3 protein-coding genes are annotated in these 3,888 nt (G+C 71.9%); 1 reads left to right on the plus strand and 2 read right to left on the minus strand.

All coding sequences use genetic code 11. The annotated features are described in order from the left end of the window. On the minus strand, positions 1-1,023 hold the full coding sequence (locus B4E30_RS08865) for a LacI family DNA-binding transcriptional regulator (RefSeq protein WP_194385586.1): 1,023 nt from the start codon (positions 1,021-1,023) through the stop codon (positions 1-3). 170 nt (positions 1,024-1,193) lie between these two features. On the opposite strand from B4E30_RS08865, the gene B4E30_RS08870 reads away from it, so the two are divergent. After that, positions 1,194-2,177, plus strand: a complete 984-nt coding sequence (locus B4E30_RS08870) for a serine hydrolase domain-containing protein (RefSeq protein WP_286794825.1) — start codon at positions 1,194-1,196, stop codon at positions 2,175-2,177. A 10-nt stretch (positions 2,178-2,187) separates the two neighbouring features. On the opposite strand, the gene pgm is transcribed toward B4E30_RS08870, so the two are convergent. After that, a complete protein-coding gene (gene pgm, locus B4E30_RS08875; protein ID WP_286794827.1) occupies positions 2,188-3,831 on the minus strand; it encodes a phosphoglucomutase (alpha-D-glucose-1,6-bisphosphate-dependent) in 1,644 nt (547 codons plus the stop codon). Positions 3,832-3,888: the final 57 nt, after the last annotated feature.

Raw genomic sequence — 3,888 nt, forward strand, 5'->3', positions numbered from 1 at the left:
TCAGCCTGCCGTGACGAGCGCCCCGGTCGTCGACGCGCGCACGACGAGCTCGGGTTCGAACAGCACCGTCGCACCGTCGCGCTCGTCGCCGGCGATGCGGGCGATGAGCAGCTCCGCGGCGCGACGCCCCATCTCGCGCGCCGGCTGACGCACCGAGGTGAGGGGCACCGCCGCGACGGAGGCGAACTCGATGTCGTCGTAGCCGACGACGGCGATGTCCTCGGGCACTCGCACACCCGATGCGATGAGCCCGAACACGATGCCGCACGCGAGGTGGTCGTTAGCGGCGACGATCCCGTCGGGGCGGCGATCGGTGGGCGCGGCGGCGATGCGCTCGCCGAGTTCCCGGCCGAGCTGCGCCGTCGTGCGCGCCGACCAGACGACCTCGAGTGTCGCGTCGGGATGCGCGGCGACCGCCGCTCTCGCGCCCTCGAGGCGCTCGCGCACCTGCCGCACCTCCTCGCGCGCGCCGACGAAGGCGAGTCGGCGGCGGCCGGATTCCAGCAGGTGATCGGCCGAGAGCCGGCCGCCGGCGACGTCGTCGAAGGAGACGGCGGGCAGCGCGCCCTCGTCGTCGACCGCATCCACCAGCACGACCGGGATGCCCCGCGCGCGCAGGTGCGAGATCGATTCGCCCGGGGCGCCGTACGGGGAGACCAGCACGCCCTCGACCTGCACGCGCTCGAATAGGCGCAGGTGCTCGCGCTCCTTCTCGGCGTCGTCGTCGTCGTTGCCGACGAGGATGCGATAGCCCGATGCGGCGGCGGCCTCCTCGGCGCCGGCGACCATGGCGGCGAAGAACGGGTTGGCGATGTTGATCACCGTCATGCCGAGCATCCCGCTGCGCCCGGCGCGCAGCTGCTGAGCGGCCTGGAGGGGCACGTACCCGAGGTCGTCCGCCGCCTGGCGCACGCGTGCGACGAGCTCGTCGCGCACCCGCTCCGGGCGGTTCAGGGCGTTGGAGACGGTGCTGATCGACACGCCCGCGCGCTCGGCGACATCGCGGATGCCCACTCGCTTCATCGCGTCCTCGTGATTCCGCCGGGCTCGTTCGTCCGGCATCCCCATGGTAGGCGTTTTCCAGAAAAACGTTTCGCATCTGTCCGCCGGTCGGAGAATCGCGCCGATGTCGGAGGATTCGGCCGGTATTCTCCGACCGACGCGCGATTCTCCGACGATCAGGAACGGACACCATGACCGAGACGTACTCCGCCGCCTTCGACTGGGCCCGCCGACAGGTCGACACCGGGGCGCTGCCCACCGCGGTGCTCGGCATCGCCGACCGGTCCGGCATCGTCGCCCTCGACGCCTTCGGCAGCACCGACGGGCGCCCGGCACGCGTCGACGACCACTACTTCCTGTGGTCGATCACGAAGGTGCTCGTCGGCCTCACCGCGGCGCGCGCGGTCGAGCGCGGCCTGCTCACGCCGCAGACTCCGCTGACCGAGGCGCTGCCGTCCTTCGGGCAGGGGCGAGAGGATGCGGTGCTCCTGCGTCACCTCGTCTCGCACACCGCGGGCATCCCCGAGCCGGCGCTCGACGTGCGCGGTGGCCTCCGCGACGCCCTCCTGGCGCCGGGGCGGGACTTCGCCGCCGGCACGGTCTCACGCTATTCGTCGGTCGCGTTCGACGGTGTCGCGGCGATGATCGAGCACGCCGCCGGCGCACCGTGGGAGGCGCAGCTGGGGGAGTGGACCTCGGCGGTCGGCGCCGACGGGGTGACCCTCGACACCGACTGCGAGCCGCACGCCGTGCCGGATGCCGCCGAGAAGGGCGTGGACATGTCGGCGTTCGCGGCGCTCCGCCACCCGGGCGCCGGCGCCATGGCTCGCGCCGGCGACCTGCTCGCGATCGGATCGGCGCTGCTGCGTCAGGGCGAGGGGATCGTCTCGCCGGTCACCCTCGACATGATGCGCCGGCCGATCACCGGTGCCATCCCGCGCCTCGAGCCGTACCCCGTCGAGCGCGGCCAGGACTGGGGCTTCACGTGGAATCTCCGCACTCGCGCGCCGGGCCTGCTCGACACCGACGTTTACGGCCACGGCGGATGGGCGGGCACCGAGTTCTGGATGCATCCGACCCTCGGCGTCGCCTACGTGCTGCTCACCAACCGCGCCGAGCGCCCCACGGTCGACACCGACCGTCTCGACAACGCCGTCGCAGCCGCCTCGCGCTGACACCGACGCGTCAGGCGTCGCCGAGCGCCGCGGTGATCACCGCGCGCGCCTCATCCTGCACCTGTCGCAGGTGCTCCTCGCCACGGAGCGACTCGGCGTAGAGCTTGTAGACGTCTTCGGTGCCCGAGGGGCGCGCCGCGAACCACGCGCTGTCGGTCTGCACCTTCAGACCGCCGATCGCCGCGCCGTTGCCGGGGGCGTGCGAGAGCTTGGCCGTGATCGGCTCGCCCGCGAGCTCCGTCGCGCTCACCGACTCCGGCGCGAGCTTGCCGAGGGCCGCCTTCTGCTCCGGAGTCGCCGGGGCGTCCACACGCTGGTAGACGGATGCGCCGTACTCGGCCTCCAGCTCGGCATACCGCTGCGACGGGGTCTTGCCCGTGACCGCCAGGATCTCTGCGGCGAGCAGGCACAGCAGGATGCCGTCCTTGTCGGTGGTCCAGACCGCTCCGTCGGTGCGCAGGAACGAGGCACCCGCGGACTCCTCGCCGCCGAAGGCGACGGATCCGTCGAGCAGCCCCGGTACGAACCACTTGAACCCGACCGGAACCTCCAGCAGCGTGCGTCCGAGGGCCGCGGCGACCTTGTCGATGATCATCGACGACACCAGGGTCTTGCCCACGGCAGCATCCGTCGGCCAGTCCGGCCGGTGGGAGTAGAGGTAGTCGATCGCGACGGCGAGGTAGTGGTTGGGGTTCATCAGCCCCGCGTCGGGGGTGACGATGCCGTGGCGGTCGGCATCGGCGTCGTTCCCGGTGAGGATGTCGTACTCGTCCCGGCGCGCGACGAGCGATGCCATCGCCGACGGCGACGACGGGTCCATCCGGATCTTCTCGTCCCAGTCGAGCGTCATGAAGCGCCAGGTCGGGTCGACGTCGGGGTTGACCACGGTCAGGTCGAGGCCGTAGACCTCGGCGATGAGGGCCCAGTAGTCCACGGATGCGCCGCCGAGCGGATCGGCGCCGATGCGCACTCCGGCGGAGCGGATGGCCTCGACGTCGATGATGCCGGCGAGGTCGCGCACGTAGGCGTCACGGAAGTCGTACTCGCCGATCGTGGACTCGTCGAGGTCCTTGAACGGCGTGCGGCGAACGCCGTCGAGCCCGGCGGCGATGAGGTCGTTCGCGCGGTTGGCGATCCATCCGGTCGCGTCGGTGTCGGCCGGGCCGCCGTGCGGCGGGTTGTACTTGAAGCCGCCGTCGCGGGGCGGGTTGTGGCTCGGGGTCACCACGATGCCGTCGGCGCGGGCGGGGTCGGATGCATCGCGCCCGGCGTTGTGCACGAGGATCGCGTGGCTGAGTGCCGGCGTGGGCACCCAGGAGTCGCGGGAATCCCGTCGCACGTCGACGCCGTTGGCGATGAGCACTTCCACGGCGGTGCGCTCCGCCGGCAGCGACAGGCCGTGCGTGTCGCGGCCGAGGAACAGCGGACCGGCGATCCCCTGAGCGGTGCGGTAGTCGACGATCGCCTGCGTCGTGGCGAGGATGTGGTCCTCGTTGAAGCTGGTCGACAGCGACGACCCCCGGTGGCCGCTCGTGCCGAAGGCCACGCGCTGCGCGGGCACCGACGCGTCGGGTTTGCGGTCGTAGTAGGCGGCCAGCAGCTCGTCGATGTCGATGAGGTCAGAGGGTTCGGCGGGCGTTCCTGCGCGACTCATGGGTCCTAGTCTGCCCTGTCGGAGGCCGACGGGCACCCGCGAGGTCGCCGTGTGTTC

Origin of the sequence: Microbacterium sp. UBA3394 (assembly GCF_002358725.1) — a bacterium.
In the GTDB taxonomy this organism is placed as follows: Bacteria; Actinomycetota; Actinomycetes; order Actinomycetales; family Microbacteriaceae; genus Microbacterium; species Microbacterium luteum.